19 protein-coding genes are annotated in these 25,561 nt (G+C 41.5%); 13 read left to right on the plus strand and 6 right to left on the minus strand.

Features of this window, described 5'->3' with window-relative positions; genetic code table 11:
• Window positions 1–562: 562 nt before the first annotated feature.
• From ACTXGH_RS01215 to ACTXGH_RS01235, 5 genes are all read right to left on the minus strand, one after another.
• The gene (locus ACTXGH_RS01215; RefSeq protein WP_439295692.1) at window positions 563–1,684 is read right to left on the minus strand and encodes a Fic family protein; all 1,122 of its coding nucleotides are present in this window, start codon (window positions 1,682–1,684) and stop codon (window positions 563–565) included.
• Between the two features lie 716 nt (window positions 1,685–2,400).
• On the minus strand, window positions 2,401–3,903 hold the full coding sequence (locus ACTXGH_RS01220; protein WP_439261768.1) for a tripartite tricarboxylate transporter permease: 1,503 nt from the start codon (window positions 3,901–3,903) through the stop codon (window positions 2,401–2,403).
• A gap of 5 nt (window positions 3,904–3,908) precedes the next feature.
• A complete protein-coding gene (locus ACTXGH_RS01225) occupies window positions 3,909–4,364 on the minus strand; it encodes a tripartite tricarboxylate transporter TctB family protein (RefSeq protein ID WP_439261767.1) in 456 nt (151 codons plus the stop codon).
• Between the two features lie 97 nt (window positions 4,365–4,461).
• Window positions 4,462–5,493, minus strand: a complete 1,032-nt coding sequence (locus ACTXGH_RS01230) for a Bug family tripartite tricarboxylate transporter substrate binding protein (RefSeq protein ID WP_439295691.1) — start codon at window positions 5,491–5,493, stop codon at window positions 4,462–4,464.
• A gap of 299 nt (window positions 5,494–5,792) precedes the next feature.
• Window positions 5,793–7,082, minus strand: a complete 1,290-nt coding sequence (locus ACTXGH_RS01235; RefSeq protein WP_439261765.1) for an SLC13 family permease — start codon at window positions 7,080–7,082, stop codon at window positions 5,793–5,795.
• A 324-nt stretch (window positions 7,083–7,406) separates the two neighbouring features.
• Here ACTXGH_RS01235 and ACTXGH_RS01240 point away from each other — a divergent pair, with 324 nt between their 5' ends.
• Window positions 7,407–8,132: a GntR family transcriptional regulator gene (locus tag ACTXGH_RS01240; protein ID WP_439295690.1), complete on the plus strand. Its 726-nt coding sequence runs from the start codon at window positions 7,407–7,409 to the stop codon at window positions 8,130–8,132.
• Between the two features lie 119 nt (window positions 8,133–8,251).
• On the opposite strand, the gene ACTXGH_RS01245 is transcribed toward ACTXGH_RS01240, so the two are convergent.
• Window positions 8,252–9,025, minus strand: a complete 774-nt coding sequence (locus ACTXGH_RS01245; RefSeq protein WP_439295689.1) for a sulfite exporter TauE/SafE family protein — start codon at window positions 9,023–9,025, stop codon at window positions 8,252–8,254.
• Window positions 9,026–9,828: 803 nt separating this feature from the next.
• Between ACTXGH_RS01245 and ACTXGH_RS01250 the strand changes: the two genes are divergently transcribed.
• The 12 genes from ACTXGH_RS01250 to ACTXGH_RS01305 all read left to right on the plus strand — a co-directional run bounded on the left by ACTXGH_RS01250 (window position 9,829) and on the right by ACTXGH_RS01305 (window position 25,541).
• The gene (locus ACTXGH_RS01250; RefSeq protein ID WP_439295688.1) at window positions 9,829–10,353 is read left to right on the plus strand and encodes a spore coat protein U domain-containing protein; all 525 of its coding nucleotides are present in this window, start codon (window positions 9,829–9,831) and stop codon (window positions 10,351–10,353) included.
• A gap of 4 nt (window positions 10,354–10,357) precedes the next feature.
• A complete protein-coding gene (locus ACTXGH_RS01255) occupies window positions 10,358–11,119 on the plus strand; it encodes a fimbrial biogenesis chaperone (protein ID WP_443561662.1) in 762 nt (253 codons plus the stop codon).
• Window positions 11,070–13,622, plus strand: coding sequence for a fimbria/pilus outer membrane usher protein (locus tag ACTXGH_RS01260; protein WP_439295686.1), 2,553 nt, complete (start codon window positions 11,070–11,072; stop codon window positions 13,620–13,622). The genes ACTXGH_RS01255 and ACTXGH_RS01260 overlap by 50 nt, the downstream gene beginning before the upstream one ends.
• Window positions 13,622–14,638: a Csu type fimbrial protein gene (locus ACTXGH_RS01265; RefSeq protein ID WP_439295685.1), complete on the plus strand. Its 1,017-nt coding sequence runs from the start codon at window positions 13,622–13,624 to the stop codon at window positions 14,636–14,638. Before ACTXGH_RS01260 ends, ACTXGH_RS01265 begins: the two co-directional genes overlap by 1 nt.
• A 427-nt stretch (window positions 14,639–15,065) precedes the next feature.
• A complete protein-coding gene (locus ACTXGH_RS01270; RefSeq protein ID WP_439295684.1) occupies window positions 15,066–16,265 on the plus strand; it encodes a globin domain-containing protein in 1,200 nt (399 codons plus the stop codon).
• A 344-nt stretch (window positions 16,266–16,609) separates the two neighbouring features.
• Entirely contained in the window at window positions 16,610–16,954 is a 345-nt protein-coding gene (locus ACTXGH_RS01275) for a DMT family transporter (protein WP_439261757.1), read from the plus strand.
• A gap of 31 nt (window positions 16,955–16,985) precedes the next feature.
• Complete coding sequence (locus ACTXGH_RS01280; RefSeq protein WP_439261756.1) at window positions 16,986–17,567, plus strand: TetR/AcrR family transcriptional regulator; 582 nt, start codon at window positions 16,986–16,988, stop codon at window positions 17,565–17,567.
• Between the two features lie 123 nt (window positions 17,568–17,690).
• Window positions 17,691–19,205 carry a betaine-aldehyde dehydrogenase gene (gene betB / locus ACTXGH_RS01285; RefSeq protein WP_439261755.1) on the plus strand — a complete coding sequence of 505 codons (1,515 nt, stop codon included), beginning with the start codon at window positions 17,691–17,693 and terminating at the stop codon, window positions 19,203–19,205.
• 117 nt (window positions 19,206–19,322) lie between these two features.
• A complete protein-coding gene (gene betA / locus ACTXGH_RS01290) occupies window positions 19,323–21,023 on the plus strand; it encodes a choline dehydrogenase (RefSeq protein ID WP_439295683.1) in 1,701 nt (566 codons plus the stop codon).
• A gap of 392 nt (window positions 21,024–21,415) precedes the next feature.
• Window positions 21,416–23,461 (plus strand): choline BCCT transporter BetT, encoded by a 2,046-nt coding sequence (gene betT, locus ACTXGH_RS01295; protein WP_439295682.1) that lies wholly within the window; start codon window positions 21,416–21,418, stop codon window positions 23,459–23,461.
• Between the two features lie 264 nt (window positions 23,462–23,725).
• On the plus strand, window positions 23,726–24,214 hold the full coding sequence (locus ACTXGH_RS01300; protein ID WP_439295681.1) for a M48 metallopeptidase family protein: 489 nt from the start codon (window positions 23,726–23,728) through the stop codon (window positions 24,212–24,214).
• 418 nt (window positions 24,215–24,632) lie between these two features.
• A complete protein-coding gene (locus ACTXGH_RS01305) occupies window positions 24,633–25,541 on the plus strand; it encodes an urease accessory protein UreD (RefSeq protein ID WP_439295680.1) in 909 nt (302 codons plus the stop codon).
• Window positions 25,542–25,561 lie beyond the last annotated feature (20 nt).

The following is a 25,561-nucleotide window of genomic DNA, read 5'->3' on the forward strand; positions in this document are numbered from 1 at the left end:
TCTAGCTGCTTTTATAATTTTTTATTAAATTTCAAATTTAGGACTTACTCGACAACTGTTTTTGTTATGGATTAAAATCGGTTGCTATGCCGCCTTCGTAAGTTATAAAACTAGAACATTATATACAAAAAAATAAACTTTCAGCAAACTATTGTTAACATTAAAATCTGCAAATAGTTCTAATTTGTTGATTTTTAATAAAATTCTTTTAAATATCCAATAGTTTGTTCATAGTACGAGGTTATGGCGATATTGTATAAGCCGTACACATTATCTTAGTCAGCGAAATATATTCACAATAAATTGTTTATATATCTCGACTTAATACAATAGACTTAACGCCATTATGGATACTTGCTAGAGGATAAGGAGGCTATATTAGGTGAGCAAAGGAGGATAGTTCATTCGTTGTAATTTTTTGAGAATCAAGAAGATGTAGATCAGGAAAATTTTTATGGTATTCCCCATAAAATTTTACAGAAGTTAGAACATAACTTAGTTAGTAGTGACGTCATTACTTATCTGCAAACTTAGAGCTTGAGTAAATGAAATACCATTATAATTAAAGCTCAATCTCATAACTCGTACTACGCCCAGAAGCCTCAGACTTTTGCAGCATGCCCTTCTCTACCAAATCATTGATATCACGCAGTGCTGTATCGGCTGAGCACTTCATCATTGTCGCCCATTTCTTAGTCGTGAGCTTGCCATAAAAGTCAGTCAGTAAAATATTGAGCATTTTTACTTGGCGCACGTTCAAGGCTTGCTCTCTATGTATCTGCCAAAATTTTGCTTTGCTGAGTATCTTATCTGTCGTCTCAAGCGCTGATAGCAATGCTTGCTCTAGCGTTTGCAGAAACCAAGCTAACCATTTAGTTATATCAGTATCGCCTTTTTGTGTACGTTCCAATATCTTATAGTAATCATTGCGCTGTTTGAGAATTTGTGCGGACATGCTATAGAAGCGTTGATAACTCTCATCACTTTGCGCTAACACTCTTTCCGTAATAGCGCGTGTTAGCCTCCCATTGCCATCATCGAAGGGATGCAAGGTGACAAACCACAAATGAGCGATACCTGCTTTAATAACTAGATCTATAGTCTCATGCTCATTTGATGATGTATTGAACCATGATAAAAATCTTTCGAGCTCATCTTTTAGCTTATCGGCACTTGGCGCGACAAAATGCACTTGCTCACGACCATAGCCTCCAGAGATGACTTGCATAGGCCCTTGACTATCATCACGAAGCGAGCCTGCTTTAATACGATAAAGCCCACTATAGCCGTCTGGGAAAAGCGCTCGATGCCACCCTAGTAAATCATCTAATAATAACGGCTTCTCATAGTGATAGGTTGATTCAAACATCATTTTCACCACTGCATCTATTTCACGAGAAGCAGCAGGCAGATTGCTATTGTCTACACCTAAATGCCGGGCAACAGAAGAGCGTACTTGCTCGATATTTAATTCCTCGCCCTCTATCTCAGAGGTTTTGACGATCTCCAAGGTCACTGCATCAAGCTGAGCTTCGACATTTAAGTCAAAGCCTAAAGTTGAGAGTTTGCCGAGCAGTCTTCCTTGTAATATCCGCACACGACTAACGAGAGGCAATAGCGTTTTGTCCGACCACTGCCATTGAGTCCAGTCTGATTTTTCATGAATATAGGTAGTATGCTTCATTATCTTCTCAAAAGTATGCGGTGATTAATGCATTTATTCTCCGCATATTATGCATGGATTAAACAATCTATTCAACGCATTTTGCTTTTGCATTCGTTTATTCAATCAAGTTTAGTCCTATTAAAATATGCAAATACGATTGGGTAATCTACTATAAACTGTTTTATTGATAGTAGAGTAGAGGTAAAAACACTAAAAAAATATAGTGACTAAAATCGTGTTAAATTTTAATTTACATCAATAATTATTGCTTTATAATAAACATACAATACTTGCAACCCTTTAAAATTAGTAGATACAAGTTAATAGTCATTTATAGCAGTTCGTTGACCTACTTTGACATGGTAGAGGTCAGCAGTTCGAATCTGCTTATGCCTACCAAATTCGAAAGTCCCAATCTTATGATTGGGACTTTTTTTGTCTGTAAGATATGGGGTGTAGTGGGAGAGCTTCTACTTTTATAAAGAAGATAATGTATGGTGCTACGGCTAACGCAATCTTGATAAGAATAAAGTTACCAATATAGTGTCGTTTGCTGTTGTACTTACATTGCTGGATTTGATAATTGGGAGACGATTGTCCCTTCTTAAGGCCATACAGTGGTTATATTAGGGATATGTTATTTATAAGATATACAATAACTCAGCCTAGAAAAATGATGGCCATACTAAAAGTACAACCACCATAGCAAAATATTTCAAGAAAAGTAGCAAAACCTAAACGGCTGGTCTAAATTTTCTGCGATAGAGTTTACGTATTATTGGCATAAATACCATCAAGATAGCCAATATCCATAGCACTATCGAAATATTACTACTCCATAGGATACTCAGCTCGCCTTGAGATATAGACAAAGCGCGTCTTAGATTATCTTCCATCAACTCGCCTAGTACATAGCCCAAAATAAGCGCTGACAATGGGAAGTTTGTTTTGCGTAAAAAGTAACCGAACACGCCTAGCGCTACCATAAATACTAGGTCGAAAGTTGTGCTGTTGATAGAATAAACACCAATGAAACTAACCGCTGCGATAGACGGTATCAATATATAGTTTGGCACATCAAGTAGTTTGGCAAAAAAGCGTACTAAAGGGATGTTCATTACGAGCAAAATAACGTTACAGATAAATAAAGAGGCAATTAAGCCCCAAACGATATCAGGCTGCTCAGTAAATAACTGTGGACCTGGCGTAATATTATATAAGGTTAGTGCACCCATCATAACGGCTGTCGTACCAGAACCTGGCACACCCAAAGTCAGCATCGGTACAAATGAACCACAGGCTGAAGCATTGTTCGCAGCCTCTGGAGATGCCAAACCTCGAAGATCACCTTCACCAAATTTACCAGTTTCGCCAGCAATTTTACGTTCACTGGTATAAGTCATAGCACTAGCGATAGTCGCGCCTGCGCCTGGCAGAATACCAACAACAAAGCCCATAACACCACTACGCAACATCGCACCTAAGCTGAATAACAGCTCTTTTAAGTTAAATAAACTACGCTTACCTTGCTCGACAACTTTTTGCCCAGTAGAGGTTCTTTCAAGCAAGATTAGAATCTCACTGACACTAAAAAAGCCAATCACAATCGTGGTAAATTGAATACCATCAGACAGATTCACCGAGTCAAAAGTGAAGCGGTACACGCCAGTAACGGCGTCAACCCCAACCGTAGCAAGACCCAAACCAATGAGCGCTGAAACGGCTGTTTTAATAGGTTGATCACCAACTAAGCCACTCAAGCAAGTGATGGCAAATACCATGAGTACAAAATATTCAGCAGGACCAAAAGATACTGCCCAGTTAGCTAATAGTGGTGCAAACAGCACTACACCGATAGTAGCAATAGTAGCCCCAACGAATGAAGCCACGGCTGATATTGATAATGCAATACCTGCTTTGCCTTGTAAAGCGAGAGGGTTACCATCCAATGACGTCATGACAGCAGCAGCAGATCCTGGGACGTTTAGCAAAATCGCAGAAATACGCCCCCCATATTCACAACCCAAATAAACTGCCGATAGCAAAATTAGCGCACTCTCTGGAGGTAAGCCAAGCGCAAAGGCAAAGGGAAGTAATATCGCCACGCCATTAATAGGACCAAGTCCAGGCAACATACCGACCACGGTACCTATAAAAGCACCGACCAGGGCTATCATCAAGTTTTCGGGTGTAGAGGCGACAGCGAAGCCATGCATTAAAAAATTAAAGGTTTCCATAATAGCTATCCCATTATCCCTGATAATAATCCAAGTGGTAACACGACATCTAATACCATGTCGAACAAAACGTATAAGGCGATACTGATCACAATTGAAAAAATCAGGCTCTTAATAGGATTACCAGCAAATAATAGACCGACTGCGAAACACATGAGTATGGTTGCAAGGATAAAACCTAAAAATTCAAATATCAGACTATAAACAGTCAATGCAATGATGCACAAAATTAGATTTCTAATAACGGTTTTGTCGTAACCTAAAATAATTTTTTTGGTAAAACGAGCGGGGCGAAAAGCAATCACTAAAGTCAGAAACGCCATAAGGGAGAAAATCAGAATAGGATAAGGGCGAGGTCCTATAGGATCATAAGCGATAGGGGCAACATAACTCATAGCCAAATAGATTAAAAATAAGCTAAATAATGCCATTAGCCCAGAAAATAAACGTTCCATCGTCATAAGGAACACTCCTTGCGTTTTGAGGCAAAAAGGCTAACAACTGCATACATTGTTAGCCTTTGAAAAATACTATAAATGCTTAGTATTTAGTCCATGGTTATTGGGCTTCAACAAGACCGTATTCAGCCGACAACTCGCGCAGCTCACCAGTACGCTTGTATACGTACTCTTGTAGTTCCTCACCAGTCATAGAGAATGGTAGTAACTCTTGCTGCTCGCGTATTTCAGCAAATTTTGGATCAGCAAGGACATTATCAAAAGTCTCTTTCCACCAGTTATAAGCGCTAGGGCTCACATCCGGACCCATATAGTAACCACGAACCACCGGCCAAGTGACATCGTAGCCTTGCTCTTTGGCAGTAGCAATATCGCTCATACTGCCATCTAGTCTCTCATCTGCAAACACAGCCAACACGCGTAGTTTACCAGCACTAGCTTGTGGCATTAGCTCTGCAATACCGGCACTAACCGCAGTGATATGATTACCCATGACCGCTGTAATTGCCTCACCGCCACCTTCCATTGCGACATAAGTCATATCACTAGGATTGACCCCAACTGCTTTGGCTAACATAGCAGTTTGCATCCAGTCCTGACCACCAACACTACCGCCTGCACCGAAGCTGACTGACTTTGGATCTGTTTTTAGAACTTCAACCAAATCGTCTAAAGACTTGATGTCTGAGTCAGCATTTACAGCAACAGCGCCATAATCGGTACCAACACCTGCAAGCCATTTCACGTCTTTTTCCGTAAATTTACCAAATTTACCTTGCGATAAATTCAGAATAGAACCAGTAGAGAAGGCAATAATGGCATCTTCATTGTCGCGATCATTAGCCACAATCTTGTTATACGCAACAGCGCCTACGCCGCCTGGCATATAGGTCACGCGCATAGGATCTTCTAGAATACCAGTCTCTTTTAAGCCCGCTTGAGCAAGCTTACAAGTCAAATCAAAACCGCCACCTGGTTTTGCTGGGGCAATACACTCTGGACGTGAAGGCCCAGTAAACTCGCCCGAGCCATCTGTCGCAGCTGCATCTGTGCTAGCCGTTTCGTTTGCGTTGTTACAGGCTGCCAGGGATAGAATAGATAGGCCAAGAGCCAGATAGGAAAGCTTTTTCACACGACACTCCTTGTGTGTATTTGCACACTCAAAATTCAATAGAATTCTGATCAAAATAATCAATTATTAACGCTTGAAATTATGATCAGATTAGAAAAGTTACTAGGCTTCATCAAAATATGTTTTTTTAACACTGCATAAAAGTAACAGAATACTTTAGAAATGACAAGAAACATATGTATGTCTGTATGAATTTTATTGTATTATAGAGAGGCGTAAAGCTATTTACTATCGTTTTCATCAATACCTTGCAGTAAGATATAGAAAAAATTTTGATAGGTGTTCTTGTTTATAAGCCTTTAGAATATGAGCTGGATTACTAAAATGGCTATTATTCCAACGCTAATATCTAGAGGTACAGCCTTAAATAGTAGGGAACTAAAAAGCTTGTTTTTTTCTATAACGACTTGCGAGGCGCCTAACATTAGACTACCTCCTGATGAGAAAGGAGAAAGTGATGAGCTTTGTGCGCCCACAACAATACAGGTAAATAGTAATAAAGGGCTTAGTCCAGAGGCAACGGCTAAGGGAAGCACTATAGGAAATAGAGTAGGAGCAACGACGCCAAGTGTACTAGCAAATACCGACATAATAGCGCTGATAACGAAGACCAACATCGGTATTAACCAGATAGGAACGTTGGTACTGAGCCATTCTGTCAGCTCGTAAATGACACCGACTTCTACGCCGAGGCGAATCAACATACCGACGCCACAAATCATAATGAGCGTGTTCCAAGGTATGAGTGCAATCACTGCTTTTTCATCACCCAACTTTAAAAATAGGCTGATCAAAGCAAAAATAACAGCGATAAAACCAATATCAATCCGAGCATTCAAAAACTCAATCGCCGATACTTGCGGCATGAGTAGATTGAGAATGGGCACAATAAGCACAGTAGCTATCATGATAAAAATAAGCACAATAGATTTTTTTTGTTTACTATCAAAAGGCTCTGGCACCGTCGTTTGAATCGCGATTTTACTATTTTTGGCATTGAACAAGCTATAGCCGCCCAGTAGAATCACAGGTATTACAAAAGTAGCGGCAAACACTCCTAAAACATAAGTAAAGCTATTGTCATTGGCAACCCCTGCATCGCGCATCAGCTCCCTGAAGATAACCCCACTTTGTGAAGTGATAAAGTTAGCACCAGCGAGCGCGCCATAATTCACAGATAAGGTCGCAATGACAAGATTTAGGTTAGTGCGTTTAGACAATAGCAGAATCATAGGTGCCATCGTGGCCAAGACAGTGTAATAACCGGCGCCTAAGCCTGCCACGATCGTAGCAACAAAGAATATAACTAAAGGCAAGAATTCTGGAAAATGGCGACACCTATAAATTAGATGACTAGACAGCTTTTCTAAAGCGCCGTTAGCAAGAGGAAAGTTATAAAAGAGGGTCACAGCAAAGATCACAAAGAAGATTTTGAGTGGCCATAGCTCAATAATCTCATAGGCCTTTAGTCCCATACCAAAACAACCGATCAGGTAGGAAAATGCAATAGCAAACAGACCAATATTGATCTTAGTGGTATAGCCCAAAATAATACATATCACTATGGCTGCTAGAATATAGAGAGTCACGGCTTTTCCTTGGTCCTAACAGTAGATGTAGATCTATATAAAGTTTATAGATTAAAGAACATGACCAAGTATCGGTAAATAGCTTTCTACACTAGAAAACCGTCCATCTTCAGAATCATATCTAATCGCATAGAATGATAACAAAAAAGGTAACGTGAATTAGATAAGATTGACTGAAAAATTTAGCTTAGCGCTAATATCAAAGTGATTAACATGAAAATGGTTTAGAGCTTAAAAAATAACTGCGCACATTCTTCTTTTTAAAGTAATAAAAACGTTTTAAAAAGTTGAGAAATTTAATAAAAATTCCATAATGGTGAATAAATGATAGATAATTTCAAGAATTTTAAAATGCCACGATATGAGCAGGTAAGATGGCACATACAAACGTTACTAACAGAGAGTAAATGGGACGAAAACACTCCTTTACCTAGTGAACAGGAATTCGCTGATAAGTACCAAGTATCGGTAGGAACCGTGCGTAAAGCGGTTGAAAAACTTGTCGACGAAGGGGTTTTGATAAAGCAGCAAGGTAGAGGGACTTTTTTAAAACGCCCAGATTTCGGAAGTTCATTATTAAGGTTTTTTAAGTTCCGTGACAAAGAATCTGGTTATGTAACGCCGACCGGTATCATCAAAAAAATCATGGTGATAGAGGCTATCGATGATATTAATCAAAAACTAAATATAGGTAAAAATAAGGCGCTAATTTATATAGAGCGCGTTCGTGTTGTCGAAGATGACGTGTTACTGAGTGAAAAAATTTGGCTACCTAAAAGCCGTTATGAAGCTTTTGTAACCTTAGAGCCCGAAGGTTTTGAGAACCTTCTTTATCCGTTTTACTATACAAAATGTGGTCAGTTTGTGTCATCTGCCGTTGAGACCTTGTTTTTCATAACCAATCACATCGATCCTTATTTGGACAATACTAAGCAAGAAAACTTAGTGAAGGTATGCCGTATTGCTAAGAATTTGGAAGGTGATCCTATTGAGTATAGAGAGTCATTTGGACTGGCAGAGAAGTTCAGTTATGAGATCAATATCATCTGATAGCTACGGTGTGTGAGTAGTCAAGCCAAACAACATAGGATGCCCAATGGGCAGTATTCAATAAGTAAAGAGCTAACTCACAGCTGATGAAGACGCTTACCCTAGGTTTAGATTATTTATTAGAACAGCACATTGACGTTTCTTATAATCATGATGAGACCACTGATTACCATTAGCATGAGCAGCATTATCCTAAACTGACTAATACTCATTCCTGTCAAAAAGCGTTTGCCAATGACATTGCCAACGACCGCACCTAGTCCTAATACGAGACCATACACCCAAAGTTTGACAGTAAATACGCCAAAAAAAGCGTAGCTACCGATTTGTACGATACCTACAAAAAAAGAGTTAGTAGTTTTGGTGGCAATCAGCTTCTCTTTTTCTAGTCCAGCATTCATATAAAAAGGGTTCAGAATAGGACCAAGACCGCCCACCAACGTGCTCATAAAAGCAATGATAAAACCTAACGGTATAAAGCCTGCTTTTGGCATATCAAAGGTTTTATCTACTTTACCAAATTTATATTGGAAGATAGTAGATACTAAAAATACCCCAACCAATAACTGAATCCAGCCAGCATCTAAACGACTAAAGACCAGTGCTGCCAGCCATGCTCCTACGATGGCACTTGGTACATAGTATTTGGTCAACGACCAATCAATATCATTCCAGAATAAATAAAGCCGTGAGGCGTTACTAATAAGGGTAGCCAAATTAATGACAGGGGGCGCAACTGCTGTCCCTATCATCGAAGAGGTAACTGGTATCAGCAACATGGCACCGCCACCACCAGATACAGTAGAGATGATAAAAGCAATCATACCAGCGGCAAATAAGCCTACTAAGTGCCAGTTTGGTATAGTCTGTAATATATTCAAAACGATAGACACTATGAAATCCTATTTCAAGCATTACACCAATTGATGATTTTTAATATAATCAATGTACGGCATTATGTTGTTTAAGAGTAGTTGCTTGACCTACCAAATTCGAAAGCCCTAATCTTTATAATTGAGGCTTTTTTTGTCTGTAAAATATGGGTTGTAGCGGAAAGTTCTTTCGTGACACTCTATGATAATAAAAATTTATTTATCTTTAAGACATCTAAAAAGTTAAATAATACTTTGTACTGCATACCTTAGTTATACAACAGCATTCCTTACATTAATATCGCTACCTGCAAATCCCATTAAAAACTCCTTTTTACAACATTTTATTTTCTTACTCATGACAAAAACCTAAACAAGCAATTAACCTACAAATTTATCTTTGCAGTTTTCTCAGCGAATTCAAATTTCAGGTGCATCGGTTTAGTTATATATAAAAGATAAAGGGTATATGAGGGGTATTATTGTCAAAAATATATTCAAATTGTTTTCTGGTCATTATTTATGATATTAGTCATACTAATAATTTTTTCTTTAAACTAAAGACGAGTAATAACAGAAAATTTTAGTATGCAAATGTACACAGAATTCGTTACAATATATACACAAATAGCAAAATATAATGCTTTTTTGTATATTTATTAAACTAAATATACATTATTTGTACTTTTAAAGTATATTAATTGTACTATAAGATTACAGAAAGATAAAAAGTAAATTACGACTGCAAATGAATATAATAAACAATTATTTGCTTTTATATATTATTTTTATACTACGAAATTTATGACATCTGGAGATTTACCATGCAATTTAATAAATTTGCTAAAACCGCGACCTTATTTCTATTCGGTAGCGTAGCTGCTGTTACTAGTGCGAATGCTGCTCCCAACCCTGCAACCAGTAGCTTTGACGTTAATATGGAGGTTGAGTCTATATGTACTATAAGTGCAGCACCTCTAGCTGTGAAGCTTAGTAATATTCAAGCAGGCCAAGCGACTGCAGCAGTAACGCAATCTACTGATTTAACTGTAAATTGCTCCAAAGGTGACTCTGCTACTATTAGCTTAATACCTTTATCAACTAATAGCGTCAATGGTACTGGTAACTTAGGGAATTCAGAATTTGCAGGAGAACTAATTGCTTATAAGTTGACTTCTGGATCATCTGAAGGCGCTGTTTGGGGAGGTACTGGTAATACACTTACCACTGCTACAGCAACTGACTACAAGACTGGTATTACTAACACTATATATCTAACAGTAACTGATGACGCTGACGTGATACCTGCTGTTTATAGTGACACTATTAACGTATCAGTAGCCTATTAATACCATGTTAGCTCTTCGGTTATGTCGTATAGTACGCCCAACTCTGTTTGCAGGAGCCATACTTTATTCTGGTATGGCAATGGCAGCTGGTCTTCAAGTCTCTCCTATCTCTTTAAGCTTACAAGCTCGAGAGAATGCTAGTGGTTTGACACTAAGTAACTCTAGTAATCATGTGATAAACGCACAAGTGCGGATACATCAATGGATGCAAGATGATACAGGTGATCAACTCGTTCCTTCGCGAGAGTTATTAGCAAGTCCACCTATGACAGAGCTAAAACCAGGTGAGCAGCAGTTGGTGCGTATTATCCGTGCTAAAGCACCGCCACAAGGTACAGATGCTGTAGAAGGTTCTTACCGGATTTTGATCAATGAGATACCAGTCAAATTACCAGAGCAAACGAGTGGCCTACAGTTCGCTTTAAGCTACTCACTACCAGTGTTTGTACAGCCCTTGGGAATTAACAAGACGAGTCCGCAGTTGCAATGGAGCATGCATCCGCAGCCGGATAACGAGCAGATTAAAATACGTGTTAGTAATCTTGGTAATGGGCATGCAAAACTGTCTGGTCTGAGTTTTGTTGATACAGCTGGCAATAGCCTTGATCTCCATCAAGGTTTGCTAGGGTATGTGTTACCCGGTGCAACTATGTATTGGACACTGAAAATATCACCCTCTGTTCTAACCTCAGAGGGTACATTCAAGGTTATACTGAATGGTAAAAAGACGACACCCGACGTCACATTGGATAATACTGCTCGCTAAAATCCTTTTTTTACAGAGTAATGCAGTTTCTACTATTCACGCTGCAATTCCAACTGAAGGTATCTCTACTAGCAGTGTTGTTAAAGACACTGCTTTTTCACCTAAACCTTCTATAGACACCCCAAATTTCAATACCAACGATTTACATAGTAACGATAATAAACTGGTACAGCCTGACTCGAAACACTATAACCCTGACGATAGTTCTGGATTGGATTTGTATTTGGACGTTACGCTAAATGGTGCAAGTAAAGGTCTGATTCACTTTGTCTACCATGACGATCGCCTTTGGGCAACTACTGCTATCCTACAACAACTTGGCTTTATCTTACCACAAGATGTTGACGATACTATTCCACTTAATAGTTTGCCTGACCTCAAGATTGATTATGACATGCGTCAGCAATCGCTTGAGCTTATCGCACCTCTTAATTTGCTTAATTTAGATACTACTATTCGTAGTACGCGGACTAACAAGCGTCCGATACCAACCGTATCACCTGGTCTTCTATTGAACTATAATATTCATGCCACTCAAAACCATCACAATGCCAAAAATCTAAGCGCTTATACTGAATTGCGCGCGTTTAATGCCCACGGTGTAGTTAGTTCTACTGCTTTAACTACTGGCAATCGTTCTGCTGATAGTGTCAGTCTTGACGGTGAATGGAAAGGTCAAACGGTAAGGTTGGATACGAGCTGGAGTCAGTCGTTCCCTGACAAGTTACTGACAGTTCGTGCAGGTGATATTCTCACAGGTGCACTGTCTTGGACGCGTTCTACACGTTTGGGAGGTCTGCAGATTGGTACCAACTTTGATCTACAACCCTATCGATCAACCACACCTTTGCCGTCATTTTTTGGGTCAGCTACCTTACCTTCCAAGGTGGAATTGTATGTCAATGGCCTTGAACACTATAGCGGCCAAGTACCCGCAGGTCCTTTTGAGCTAAAATCTGCACCTAGCATTAGTGGTGCCGGTACTGCTCAACTAGTGGTGACAGATGCACTAGGTCAGAGCACGACTCTTAATTATTCTTTATATGATACTCATCGTTTGCTACAACCAGAATTACTTGACTGGTCACTAGAGCTTGGAGCAGTTCGTGAAAGTTATGGGATTGACTCTTTTGATTATGATGACAATATTGCTGCCAGTGGTACATTGCGTTATGGAATAAACAATAATTTTACCGCAGAAGCCCATGCCGAGGTAGTTCATGGACTTAGTAATGCAGGTATTGGTGGGACTTGGCTACTAGGACGCGCAGGTGGTATTTTGTTTGCTTCGATAGCTGGTAGCGAGAGTCAGGGAGAGAACGGTATACAATATAGTACTAACTATTCCTGGAATAACAATAGATTTAGTATGGGTTTTAACGCATTGGGTACTCATGGTGTATACCGTGATGTGGGCTCACAGTATGGCGCTGCACCTGTAAGACGTAGTGAGCAAATCTCAACTGGCTATAGTTCACAATCCTTAGGAAGTTTTGGGCTAAGTTATAATCAGACTGCTCAAGCTGAGATGGAGTCTACAAAATTAGTTAGTGCCTATTGGTCTAAAGCCTTTGGTCAGAGCTTGAGCCTAAACATGAATTACAATCATGATCTTAATCATTCTGCTAATAGCAATATTTCCATTGGGGCCTCTTTATCTCTGGATCGCAATATGTCGATAAGTAGTAGTATGCAACACACAGACGAGCATAACGTCTTGATTGCTGATATTTCAAAATCAGTCGAAAGATCAGGCGGTATTGACTGGCGTGCGCAGGTAAGGCGTAGCGCAGCTACCAACTCTGCTACACTTTTAGATAAAAACATAGAAAATTATAATAGTGTTAGTGCATTGGCTGAGCTAAGTTATCTTGGACGATACGGACGAGTACAAGGTGGAATCAGCAGTATTGATAATCAGTATGCTACTTATGCCAGTGGTATAGGATCATTAGTAATGATGGGTGGCGGTATATTTCCTGCTCGCCAAATAGATAATGGTTTTGCCGTAGTATCTACAGGAGATATCGCTAATGTGCCCGTTCTGTTACAAAATAATCCCGTCGGTACTACCAATAAACAGGGACTCTTACTAGTAACGTCACTTAATGCCTATCAAAACAATAAAATTGGTATTGACCCTATGCAGTTGCCTGCTGATACGCGTATCAATAAAGTGAGTATTGAAGCAACGCCGATGGATCGCACAGGAGTGATGGTAGCCTTTGATATTGCACCGGTCCGCTCCGCAACTATCATCTTAACAGACAGCGCGTATCAGCCGATTGCGCTTGGTAGTCAAGTGAAAATACTGTCTAATGATGAGGCTCAGACGTCAGTGATAGGTTTTGATGGAGAAGTATATCTAGACACTTTAGATGAGGAAAATATATTGGAGATTACTACGCCTTCTAATGGTATTTGCACAGTAAAATTTCGTTATACCAAGCAAGGTGGCGAGATTCCGCTCATAGGTCCTCTTGTCTGCCATAAGGTACAGTAATGTTACGACTGCAATGGTATTACATACTTCTTATGGTATTGGTTATATTTTTCCTAGCTAAGCCTGCAACTACATTCGCTGATATTGGCTCTGGACCCGTTAGTTGTACCCAGTCAGGTAGTGTAAACAACATCAACAGTTTAAATTTTGGTGTCGTTGATCCTTTATCCAGTTCGGCTACGACTTCGACAACTCTTAATTATGAATGCAAAGGGAGTGAGGGACGTGATTCAACTGCTCGAATTTGCTACACTTTTGGACCTTTAAATTCCAACCGTCATTATGAACTGCTCGGACCAAGTAATTCATTATTAGCTTTCAGTTTATTCTCTGACCCAAACTTCACTAAGCCAATTACAGATGATGAACCGCTACAATTGATATTGACGAGCAGTAACAACACGACTATTACTGGTAGTATTACGGTATATGCTCAGGTTGTTGCTGGACAAACCAAGCTTATTGCAGGTAATTACGCGCTTCAGAACCAAGTGGTTATGACCGTCAATTCAATAGAGGGAAGGAGAGCTCCAGCCAATTGTATTGCCGTAGACAACTCAACTTCAACCTATGAGTTTCCGTATGACAGTAAGGCTTCTGTTAATGCATACTGTGCTGTTACTACAACGGGAGCTTTAAATCTTGGTAGAGTTGCTGCGACCACTACACCTATATCAGGAACAGCATCTAATCTTATCAATGTCAACTGCACTAATGAGACATCCTACAACATTGGTTTAGCGCCTGCTGCGTATAAGGGAGTAGTCAATAATAATGGTGTTGGAGCCATGAGGGGAACCAGAGGTGATATTGATGTGGTACATTATCAACTTCAATCGAATGAGAGTGGTACGGTATGGGGCAATAATGGTAACACTTATGCTACTTTAACCAATGGCGTCGCAGGTCAAGGCAATGGCACATCCCAAACACATACTGTATACGTGACTGTACCAAATACCGATGTAAAACCTGATGTTTATTCTGACATAGTAACCATTAACGTAAATTATTAACCATTACTTAAGGTTTAATGTACATGAACATATTATCAATATATCGTTATCTAGAAGCTTATAAGCAGTATAGGTAACATTCTATCATTTAAGAGCGGTTACTTGACCTACCTTTACATAGTAGAGGTCGCTATCTCGAATCTAGTTACGACTACCAGATTTTAAAGCCCCAATCTTAAAGATTGAGGCTTTTTTTGTCTGTAAAATATGGGTTGTAGCAAAAGTAGAAGCAAACATGACCGCAATACAGATTGATATTTTTATAGAAATAATATAAGATTCATTTTAAATGAACTTTTAAGAAATAGGCGAATTATACTTTGAGTAATCGTTCTAACAAGATTTAATTAATACTCAAAACTTTAGGCACTGTTACCGGTGTCAGTACCTCAACTTATCAATATAATGAAACACCAAGGAAAATATCATGGCGTCACCAAAAACGATAGAAATTGTAAAAGCAACCGTACCTGTGCTTGAAGAGCATGGCACTGCGATTACCACCGTGTTTTATCAAAATATGTTTGAAGAGCATCCTGAGCTGTTAGACATTTTTAACGAGACCAATCAAAAGCTAGGTCGCCAGCAGACTGCCCTTGCGACCACAGTTTTGGCCGCTGCCAAACACCTTGAAAACTTGGCTATTTTGCTACCGCAAGTAACCCAAATCAGTCATAAGCACCGCGCTTTACAGATCTTGCCAGAGCATTATCCGATCGTGGGTAAGCATCTACTTGGCGCGATAAAGGAAGTGTTAGGGGAGGCGGCCAATGACGACATCATCGACGCTTGGACTGAAGCTTATGATGAGATTGCTGGCGTCTTTATTCAGCTCGAAAAGAGCATGTATGAGCAAGAAATGTGGGAAGGTTTTGCGCCCTTTAAGGTCGTTGAAAAGGTGGCTGCAGCCACCGATATCGCCGCCTTTACCGTCGTTCCTGTCAATGATAATGCAGAGGACAGTCAAGACATTGACCTAAGTAAGCTCAACCTTACTGCTGGTCAATATATCACGGTAAAAACAGATCCAAAAGACAGTGATCATGTTGCACTACGTCATTACTCTTTATATTCTGCCAACACTGATACAGGCATTCAGTTTGCCGTCAGACGCGACAATCGCAATGAGCATTATGGTTTGGTCTCCAACCATTTACATGATGAGGTAGAGGTCGGCGATACCATTTTATTATCTGCCCCTGCTGGTGACTTTGAGCTCAACCAAGATATGGTGCAGCAAAACGATGTGCCATTAGTACTGATTAGTGCTGGCGTTGGTGTTACGCCCATCTTATCGATGTTAGAGGCGCAAGTAACTGCGAACTCACAGCGACCTATCATTTGGGTATATGCTTGCCAAAATAAACATCATCACGCCTTTGATATTGAGGTTGATAAGCTTTTAGAGTCAGCAGCAAACGTTGAAAAAAATATTTTCTATTTTGACGCGGGACAAATACTTGATGAACGTTATCTTGCTACTCTACCAAAGCCTGCTGATATTTATGTGTGCGGGTCGATGCCATTTATGGAAAATATGATTGATGGGCTGATGAAACTCGAGCATGGAGTAGACAATGTTCGTTATGAGCCATTCGGTCCTAAGATGAGCTTAGAGCTGGCTTAGTTTTGTAGATAAAATATAACTAATTACATTACTATATAAAATAATAGAGTGATATTTAAACGGTTTATTGGATGGTATTAAAGTCATCCACGTTTAGGTATGACTCTATTTTTTGTTTAACTCGCGTAATATTTGAGAAGCGTATTTTTCTCTGCTCATTTTAAATGTACGTCGTTATCTGCTATATAAATGACAAATGATAAAAACTTACCCTTCACATTACTAAAATATTTGTATAAAATACCGTCTGTATGGTTTCTTTAAAATGTATTGATACATTTTATTATTGGCCCTTTTACGCTCAATCGAGAGAATATGCTTGATTTAAAACAGGTAATTTAATTATGAGTCCTACCACTATTGCTTACGGTTATCTCGCGATTGCTATCATTTGTGAAGTGGTTGGCACGACGTTTTTAGTCAAGTCAGAGCAATTTACGCGTTTGGTGCCAACCCTGATTATGGGTGTGCTTTATGCCATCTCGTTTTATTTATTGACCCAAACCCTCAAGACCATTCCACTTGGCATCGCTTATGCGCTGTGGGGTGGACTGGGTATCGTGCTGACCTCGCTCGTTGGTATCGTATTTTTTAAGCAAAGCCTTGATACAGCAGCAGTGGTAGGCATTGCGATGATTGTTGGTGGTGTGGTGGTGATGAACTTACTGTCTAATTCTGTGGTGCACTGACAGGTAGGGGAAAATGAACATGGAAATAAAAATGGAAATACAGAACGCGCATAAACGTAAAAAACAGCCAGAACTCGTACGGCGGGCGCTGCTTGATGAGGCAGCACGTATCACGCTAGAGCAGGGTTTATCTAAAGTGACCTTTCAAGCGGTGGCGGATGCTGTCGGCGTGACCAAAGGCGGAGTGATGCATCATTTTGCTACCAAAGATGCGCTTATCTTGGAGGTGTTTTATGACGCGATGGCCAAGTTTGAGGCAGAAGTTAATCAAGCCATGGCAAAGGACCCTGTCCGCTATGGCTCTTTTACCCGCGCTTATATCGATGCCACGATTAGCTTGGGCGAAAAAGGCCAAGCCGAGTTTAATAGCCAAGCCACGCTGTATGTGCTGATGCTAGGAGATCGGATGCTGCGTGAACGTTGGGCTGAGTGGTCAAATGAGCAGCTAAAAAAGCACGCTGATACCGACAATACTGAAACGCTATGTATGGTGCGTCTGGTTGCCGATGGTATTTGGCTCTCGGACTTTTCAGGTATCGATATCTCGGACAAAATCTCATTGCGTAAGCGCCTGATAAATATGACGCAGCAAGACTTTGATAAACAGCCTTGATAACTGATTTTGACAAACAGCTTTGATCAATAACACGCACGCAGAAAATTTAACCTTTAACCCATGACGGCATGATTTACTTAACGCTTTTTTATAAAGCTTCAGTCGCCCTAAGGAAAACTTATGACAACTACTCAGACAAACGTAAATAATTTACAAGACATTATTGATTTAACACAAACGCAGACCGCTTATATTAACGGTCGTTATCTGGCTGTCGACGACTCGTTAACTACCTTTGACGATATTAATCCAGCGACTGGTGAGGTGCTGGCGACCATTCAGCAAACGACTGCTGAGCAGATTAATGAAGCGGTAAAAGCGGCGCAACAAGGCCAAAAACTATGGGCAGCGATGACAGCAGTTGAGCGCGGCCGTATTTTGTCAAAGGCAGTTGAGATATTGCGCGAGCGTAATGATGTTCTGGCGTTACTTGAGACCAAAGACACGGGTAAAGCTTACTCTGAGACCAAGTATGTCGATATCGTAACCGGTGCTGATGTCGTTGAATATTATGCAGGGCTTGCACCAATGATTGAAGGTCGTCAGATTCCGCTGCGTGATAGCAGCTTTGTTTATACGCGTCAGGAGCCACTCGGCGTCGTCGCCGGTATTGGTGCGTGGAACTATCCTATTCAAATCGCCATGTGGAAAGCTGCACCTGCATTGGCCGCAGGTAATGCGATGATTTTTAAACCATCAGAAGTCACGCCATTAACTGCTTTAAAACTAGCAGAAATATTTACCGAAGCGGGTTTGCCAGATGGCGTTTTTAACGTCGTGCAAGGTAATTACGAAGTGGGCGAAGCATTAACCCAGCATCCTGATATCGCCAAAGTATCGTTTACGGGCGGTGTGCCGACTGGTAAAAAAGTCATGTCGAGCGCAGCATCATCGTCGCTTAAAGACGTGACCTTAGAGCTTGGTGGTAAGTCACCATTAATCATATTTGAAGACGCTGACATCGATACCGCTGCTGACATCGCAATGATGGCGAACTTTTATAGCAGTGGTCAGGTCTGTACCAATGGCACGCGCGTGTTTATCCCTAAAGCGCTACAAGCCAAGTTTGAGCAAGCTATCTTAACGCGTGTTGAGCGTATTAAGCTCGGCGATCCAATGGACGAGAACATCAATATGGGTCCAATGGTCAGCTTTACGCACATGGAGAGAGTGCTTGGCTATATCGAGCAAGGTAAAGAGGGCGGCGCGCGTGTATTGACTGGCGGCGAACGTATCACCTCAGGCGAACTTGCCAATGGCGCGTTTGTCGCACCAACTGTGTTCACCGATTGCAGCGATGATATGACTATTGTACGCGAGGAAATCTTTGGCCCAGTGATGTCGATATTGACTTATGAGACCGAAGAAGAAGTCATTCGCCGTGCCAATGATACCGAGTACGGCTTGGCAGCAGGGGTCGTGACCGCTGATTTGACTCGCGCACATCGAGTAATCGGTCAGATTGAAGCGGGTATTTGCTGGCTAAATACGTGGGGTGAATCACCTGCGCAAATGCCAGTGGGTGGTTATAAGCATTCGGGTATTGGCCGTGAGAATGGTATTGAAGCCCTTGAGCACTATACACAGACCAAATCTATCCAAGTAGAGTTGGGTGCGTTTGAATCGGTATTTTAATAAACTGTATTGAGAAAATTCTTAATCAGTAAGATTGATTCATTTGGGCTAATTTGTCCTTTTGATTCAATTTTACTGATATTAAATGATTTATTTTTCAATATTATGGAGCATTTTATGACAACAACCACACCTGAATATGACTACATCATTGTCGGTGCAGGCTCAGCCGGAAATGTGCTGGCCACGCGCTTGACCGAAGATGCCAACATTAAGGTGTTGCTGTTAGAAGCGGGTCGTCCAGACCATCGCCTAGACTTTCGCACCCAGATGCCAGCAGCGCTCGCGATGCCGTTACAAGGCACCACTTATAACTGGGGATACAAAACCGATCCCGAGCCGAATATGAATAATCGCGTGATGGACTGCGGTCGCGGTAAAGGGCTTGGTGGCTCATCACTCATCAATGGCATGTGCTATATCCGTGGCAATGCGCTCGATTTTGACGATTGGGCGAAAATCAAAGGCTTAGAAGATTGGACTTATTCAGACTGTCTGCCTTACTTTAAAAAGCTAGAAAACTGCGACGCTGGCGAGAATGATTATCATGGCGTCGGTGGTCCGGTTGAGATGACCACTTCAAAGCCAGGAGTCAATCCGCTGTTTGAAGCGATGATTGAAGCGGGCGTGCAAGCTGGGTATCCAAGCACAGATGATCTAAACGGTTATCAGCAAGAAGGCTTTGGGCCAATGGATCGTTTTGTGACGCCCAATGGTCGCCGCGCATCAACGGCTCGCGGTTATCTTGACCGTGCCAAACCGCGTAGCAATATCACCATTTTAACTGGTGCATTGACCGATGTGATTTTGTTCGATGGCAAGCGTGCCGTAGGCGTTAAAGTAGAACACCAAGGTCAAACCAAAAACTTTTACGCATCTCGTGAAGTGATTGTCTCTTCTGGCGCGATTGCTTCACCGCAACTGTTGCAGCGTTCAGGTATTGGTCCTGGTCAATGGCTTAAAGATGTAGGCGTGACTGAGATTTTAGATTTACCGGGTGTCGGTAATAATTTACAAGACCATCTAGAGCTGTATATGCAGTACGAATGTAAGTTGCCGGTCTCGATCGCACCTGCCAATAAATGGTGGAATAAGCCAGCGATTGGTGCTGAATGGTTGTTTATGGGGACGGGACTTGGCGCCTCCAATCAGTTTGAAGGTGGCGGCTTTATCCGTACTGATGAGAAGTTTACCCATCCTAATATCCAGTATCATTTCTTGCCGTTAGCGGTGCGTTACGATGGCCGCAGTGCGGTGAACTCTCATAGTTTTCAAGCACACGTAGGTTCATTGCGCTCGCCAAGTCGTGGCCGCGTCAAGTTGACCTCAAAAGATCCAAGCGCTCATCCGAGTATCTTATTTAACTATATGTCTCATGAGCAAGACTGGCAGGAGTTCCGCGCTGCGATGCGTATCACTCGTGAGATTATGCATCAGCCAGCACTCGATCCTTATCGCGGACGTGCTATTGCGCCGACCGATGATTTGGTGACCGATGCGCAGTTGGATGAGTACGTTCGTAACCACAGTGAGACGGCGTATCACCCATCTTGTACTTGTCCGATGGGCGAAGGCAATGATTCGGTAGTCAATGGAGAAGGGCTGGTGCATGGTATTAGTGGCTTACGAGTCGTTGATGCTTCTATCATGCCAAATATAATTAGTGGTAACCTTAACGCGACCACCATTATGCTGGCAGAAAAAATCGTTGATAAGATGCGCGGCAAGCAATTACCGCGCTCGACGGCAGATTATTATGTCGCCAATGGCGCTCCGCTAAGAGCCGAGCCGATGCGTGATTACAGCTCTGTTATTTAAACGATTTTATAAGCTATTGAACACTATTAGATAATTTCAACAAGAAGGCCTTTCGAAGTAAAGGTCTTTTTTATCAGCGCTATAGTCGTTCCATTAGAAAAGTATTACTGCGTTAACCTCACTTGAAGTATTAAGTATACATCTACATTCGGTTGCCTTGTACTACTTTTAAATTGACTCGACTATTAGATGAAAAAAACGAATACCTTTATGGTTGAATTTTAAATCATTTACTCTGTTATTTAAGTAGTAAATTTTAAATAGCAGTTTTTGTTTATTGGTACTGCTTTGTGCGTCATGCGGTTATACGTATTTTATTTGACTATCAGTCATAAAGTTATGACGGACCAAGCAATATCAGACCCTGTTTCATTTACCTATTGAGGTCTTTTATGTACAGCTCGCCATCAGAAGATGCGACGAAATCCCTGACTCTAAATAAGACGGTTTTTTTAGGTTCAGCTATTATTTCTATTTTATTGATAATCTGGACGATCATGTTTCCAGATTATAGCGAGACATTATTGAGCGCTGGCATGGCATGGGTATCAGAGAGTTTTGGCTGGTACTACATGCTGGTGGTAGCCGCTTATAGTATTTTTGCTTTGTTTGTTGGCTTCTCTAAATATGGCGACATCAAGCTCGGTCAAGACCACGAAAAAGCCCAGTTCCCCTTTTTAGCATGGGCGGCAATGCTGTTCTCTGCCGGTATCGGAATTGATTTATTGTTCTTTGGTGCGTCTGAGCCGTTGATGCATTATTTGACGCCGCATACGGGGCTTGAGCCTGGCAGTGAGGCGGCCATGCGTGAAGCATTGTCGCAGACCTTTTTACATTGGGGTCTACATGGCTGGGGTATTTATGCCTTAATCGGTATGGCATTGGCATACTTTGCTTATCGTAAAAATATGCCATTGGCACTACGCTCACCACTGACACCTATCTTTGGCGAGCGCCTAATCAAGGGCTGGCTTGGTGATGGTATTGATACCTTTGGTGTCGTCTGTACGCTGATGGGTATTGCGACTAGCCTAGGCATTGGGGTATTGCAGGCCAATGCGGGTTTAACTCATGTTTTCGGTATCGAGTCTAGCAAAATGGTGCAGAGCCTGATTATCTTGGGCGTGGTCGCTGCTGCGGCTATCTCTGCGATGACAGGCGTAGAAAGAGGCGTACGCCGTCTATCTGAATTCAATATGCTGGCATCAATTTTGCTATTGATTGCCATATTGGTGCTGGGTAATACGATTTATTTGCTCAACACCTTTACCCAAAGTATCGGTCAGTATTTCCAAACCATCGTTTTCAAAACATTCGACGTTTATGCCTATGACGGTACTGCTGGTGCCGATTGGAAATCAGGCTGGACGATATTTTTCTGGGCATGGTGGGTTGCTTGGGCGCCATTTGTAGGCTTATTTATTGCGCGTATCAGCCGTGGTCGTACTTTGCGCGAGTTTGTATTTGGCGTGATGTTTATCCCGCTAGGTTTCATCTTTGCATGGTTCTCTATCTTTGGTAATTCAGCCATAGACCTAGTCGCCAATGGTGCAACTGAGCTTGGCGAAATTGCAGTCAATGATGCAGCGATGGGCATGTTTGCCTTGTTTGAGTACTTTCCTTACAGTGATATTTTATCATTTGCTGGCGTGGTCATTGGACTTATATTCTTTGTGACTTCAGCTGACTCAGGCGCTTTGGTACTCGCGAACCTAAGCTCGAGAGGCATGACCAATGATACTGACGCGCCTGTATGGCTGCGTTTGTTTTGGGCGGCGGCAACGGGTTTGATTACCCTAGGCTTACTGTTCGCAGGTGGCTTTGCATCATTACAGTCCGTTTCTGTGATTGCCGGTTTGCCGTTCTCGCTTATTTTAGTTCTTTACATGATGTCGATGTGGACCTCATTAAAAGAAGAAGGTAATAAACGTAAAGCCAGCACCCTTGGCACTGCAAACGTGCTAGATAGCGGTAAGAGCTGGAAAGCACGTCTGCAACGTATTGTCAGCTTCCCAGGGCACGCACAAGTTGAAAGATTTTTGCAAAATACTGTCATGCCAGCGATGACCGAGGTTGAAAAAGAGCTGAAAGCAGGCGGTCTTAACACTTCTCTAGATATTCGTAATCTTGATAATATCAGTGAAAGTATAGATGCTGGTAAGGGTCAAGATGAAGGTCAGATAGATGGCGTAAAACTGCGTGTCGGTCATGGCGATGAAGATGACTTTGTGTATGAAGTTAATCTCATCAAAGCTGAGCGTCCTAACTTTACGCTGAATACTTCGACCAAGCATGCAGAATTTTACTACCGTGCTGAAGTGTTCTTGAGTGATGGTTCGCAAGAGTATGACTTGGTTGGCTACACCAAGGAGCAAGTGCTGGTCGATATTCTACATCAGTACGAGTGCCATCTACAGTATCTACATTTAGAGCGTTAATTGGCTAGATGTTAACTGGCTATATGTAGTGACGAGATTGTCTTTTATATGACCCCATAAGTTGAATGCAGCTTATGGGGTTTATTTATGAACTGGCTATAGGTAAATAGGTGTTATAAAGTAAAATATATAGAGACAAGTTTTAAAGTATAGTCAGTGAGAAGTGATATCTATACATCATATACCAGCAGTACCGTAGCGTTTTCAAGGTATTTTCAAGGTGTTTTAACTAGGACATACCCTGTATCAGCAAAGGATAAATTTGTGACCACACTCAAATACATCGCTCATTATTCTGAGCATATCCAAAGCCAAGCGGCACTGCTCATCAGTGAGGGCAGGCTAGGAGAGTACCTAGAAAATAAATACCCTGATCAGCACCAAGTGCAAAGCGATAAGGCGCTGTATCAATATATAAACGACATAAAAAACCAATCTATGCGCAAAATTGGCCCATTATCGAATGTCAGTTATAGCAGTAAGTTAAAAGTTCTTAAGCATGCGCTGGGTATTCATACTACCCAGTCTCGCGTACAAGGCAGTAAGCTAAAATCGCATAACAGTATTACGGTAGCGAGCTTATTTAAAGAAGCGCCACCTGAGTTTTTACGCATGATAGTCGTTCATGAATTGGCGCATTTTAAAGAGCATGAGCACAACAAGGCTTTTTATCAATTATGCTGCCACATGGAGCCAGATTATCATCAGTTTGAGTTGGACACACGCTTGTGGTTGCACTGGCGTGAGTTGTGATTTGATTAATTGTACCGATTTAACTCATTGATATGACTTAGATTCAACCATAGTTTACTCTTCGCTATATTCCCAGTATTATCTTGACAAGCCTATACGAATGGCCTATAAGAGTTATAGAGTATAGGCTATTTCATAAGCGTTTTTTACGCATAGAATAATCAACGCCAAAACATACTAAAGGATATATCTAATATTTTGATGTTTGATCTGACGATTATTACTTTACAGTTTTGAGGCAATCAATGCCTATACTTTGACATTCATTAATGGCTGTTAAGCCAGTGTTGTCAACCTTACCTGCGCACGTGAACGATTTTGATCATTTTGCTTAAGTTCATTACCTGCCTATCAGGACGATTAGGTGACGATTCAGCGATATATGTCGCGCTGGGTTTATAAAAAGGGAATTGATGGAATGATGACATTATCCGATAGTTCTACAATACAACAAACCGCTACAGACTCAGGACACCACTTCGATGCCAACCGTCATTGGGCAGCATTTTTGACGTTGGGGTTTGGGGCTCATGCTGATGGTGATACCCATATCACTCGTATGAATATAGCGCGCCATTATGGTCCCTTACGTGTCCAAAGACCATTCTACCCTGAAGGTCGCGATGGTTGCTGTCATGTCTATCTGCTACATCCACCAGGTGGTATCGCTAGCGGTGATACGCTCAACATCGATGTCACTGTAGCGTCAAACGCGCATACTTTGCTAACGACAACTGCTGCCAATAAGCTTTATAAAGCTGATAGCAATGGCGTTGCTTGGAATCAGCATACCTATCTAAAAATTGCTAATGACGCTACTTTAGAATGGCTACCACAAGAAACGTTGGCTTTTGACGGTTCTCGCGGCGAGCAGACCATCATCATTGATTTAGAAGACAATGCTAAATGCTTGGGGTGGGAGATTCTCGGTCTTGGCCGTCCTGCCAGTAAGCTACCTTTCGTCAGTGGCCGTCTCGAACAGCGCTTTCATCTCACTCGTAATGGGCGTCCGTTATGGATAGAGCGCCAATGCATAGACCCCGATCATCCCAGATTCGCTGGCATGTGGGGTCAGGGCGGTGCCACCGTCCATGCGACGCTATGGGCAGTTGGACTGGACGATCCGCTAGAGGCCATCACTGCACTACGTGAGCATATACCCGCTGCCAATCATTGGGCAGTTACCTATCGTCGCGGCGTATTGCTGCTACGCTATTTAGGCGTTGAGCGTAACGAAGCTTGGGAGTTATTCCAGCAAGCACGAGAAGTGCTACGTCCGCGATTGACCGGACACAACGCTATCACACCACGAATTTGGTTGACTTAACGATTGGTGCCCAAGCATTT

It is taken from the genome of Psychrobacter sp. 1Y10 (genome assembly GCF_052259005.1).
Taxonomy (GTDB): domain Bacteria; phylum Pseudomonadota; class Gammaproteobacteria; order Pseudomonadales; family Moraxellaceae; genus Psychrobacter; species Psychrobacter saeujeotis.